Origin of the sequence: Butyrivibrio sp. YAB3001, from assembly GCF_900112195.1 — a bacterium.
Classification (GTDB): domain Bacteria; phylum Bacillota; class Clostridia; order Lachnospirales; family Lachnospiraceae; genus Butyrivibrio.
This window is the reverse complement of the sequence record NZ_FOKR01000051.1, coordinates 1-1,604: the sequence shown is the minus strand read 5'-3', so window position 1 is coordinate 1,604 and position 1,604 is coordinate 1. Positions and strand designations below refer to the sequence as shown.

Sequence of the window (1,604 nt, the reverse complement as noted above, 5' to 3'; positions counted from 1 at the left end):
TAGAAAGGGGTATGGAAATGTTTTCAAAAGAACTTCAAATCCTTGATCGTAATACCGTAAAATACATGATTGATGAACTTCAGGAAGAGCTTGATTCCACTAAGGAAGAGCTTGATTCTACTAAGGAGGAACTTGATACTACTAAGGAAGAGCTTGATACTACTAAGGAAGAGCTTGATACTGCATACACGACAATTGCCAACAAAGACAAATCTATTGCTGATAAAGACAAAGCCCTCGCCGATAAAGACAATACCATCTCTACCAATGAAAAAATTATCGCCCAGCTCACAGCTGAACTCGAAGCATACAAAAAGCAAACATAATAATAATTGAATATTTAAAAGTAAAAGAGCATGCCCTAGATACAATTTCTCTAGAGCATGCTCTTTAGTCTTCAACGTCTTTTATGTAAAAGGTAACACAGTCCTAAATTCCCTCCAAAACACTTGCTATTCACAACATTCCTCATTTTTTGATTGACTCAACCAGAATACAATGTTTTAGCCAGATCATAAACCACTTTCTTCTGGCTCATCGTGAGGTTCTTGTAATAGTAAGCAAGCTCATCAAGCTGCTTGTTATCATCTCTTACCTTCTGAAGCTCCGACGCTTTTTCACAGGAATCGCCATATACAATACCACCATCATTGCTATTCCCATTATTATCTCCAATAGACGTCTGCTTGCTATAAGTAAGATTATCTTCATTAATCAGCTTGGATAACAACATATCCGCACTAATATCATAATACTTGGCAAGCGCATAGAGCTTATCCGCAGAAGGCACTATCCTCCCCGTTTCATATGCAGAATACGTGCCGCTTTTTACTCTTATCAGCTTCGCTATATCTTAGTCACTGTTCACTCGCTTTCAGCTCGCTTCAGTAACTAATTCGCGCATTCATTCCAATTCGCCTGCGGCGAGGAATGCGCTCACTACTGAATCATATTCTCACGAAATGCGCAGCATAGTGCGCATTTCTGTCTGATCATTAACATATCCTTCTCATATTTCCCAGCATCCTTCCGAAACTGCCTCAGCATCTCCTGAAGCGTCATATTTCCTTGTTCAATAGTTTTTCTTTGCATATGATAAATACCTCACTACACACGCACCAAAATATGAATTTACTAATAAAAAAATTTAAACATTAAGAAAACATTAAGAATTTTCGACGGTAAATCTTAAGAATTTTATGATAACCTAGATTTGTTGCTCATTTCTGAGCCATCAAAAATATCTGTTACTTCTATATTTCCGGCTGCTATGCCTTTAATCGGCAAGTATTTGTGAGTGGCAAACTATTTTTCATTTGTCGAAAACCGCTTCCCGTTTTTTTCTCAAATCACAAAAAACTTACCACTTGCACAGCCTAACAAATCCACAACAGTAACAACAGAAAGGAATTAATTAATGACAAATAATTTATTAAAACAATTCTTTCCGGTTCTAAAGACCGAAAAAGAAATCCTGGCAGAAATCTGCTCAAAACCAGAACTTTTTGTTCTCTTCACTTCCTGGACTGAATATCAGCAAAAAGAATTCCTGCAAATCTGCACAGGAGCAAAAGGAATAAAAATGCTCTACGACCCTTATTTTA

General features: G+C 37.0%; 2 protein-coding genes and 2 pseudogenes. 2 read left to right on the top strand and 2 right to left on the bottom strand.

The genetic code is table 11. From position 1 onward, the window contains the following. A pseudogene (locus BM086_RS20375) lies at positions 1–326 on the top strand (hypothetical protein); the annotation flags it as partial. Positions 327–484: 158 nt separating this feature from the next. Here BM086_RS20375 and BM086_RS20370 read toward each other — a convergent pair. Together BM086_RS20370 and BM086_RS21205 are read right to left on the bottom strand one after the other, a co-directional pair. After that, positions 485–841, bottom strand: a complete 357-nt coding sequence (locus BM086_RS20370) for a helix-turn-helix domain-containing protein (protein ID WP_304528463.1) — start codon at positions 839–841, stop codon at positions 485–487. Between the two features lie 98 nt (positions 842–939). Continuing rightward, complete coding sequence (locus tag BM086_RS21205; RefSeq protein ID WP_175560409.1) at positions 940–1,092, bottom strand: hypothetical protein; 153 nt, start codon at positions 1,090–1,092, stop codon at positions 940–942. 325 nt (positions 1,093–1,417) lie between these two features. On the opposite strand from BM086_RS21205, the pseudogene BM086_RS20365 reads away from it, so the two are divergent. Beyond that, positions 1,418–1,604: pseudogene (locus tag BM086_RS20365) on the top strand (PD-(D/E)XK nuclease family transposase); the annotation flags it as partial.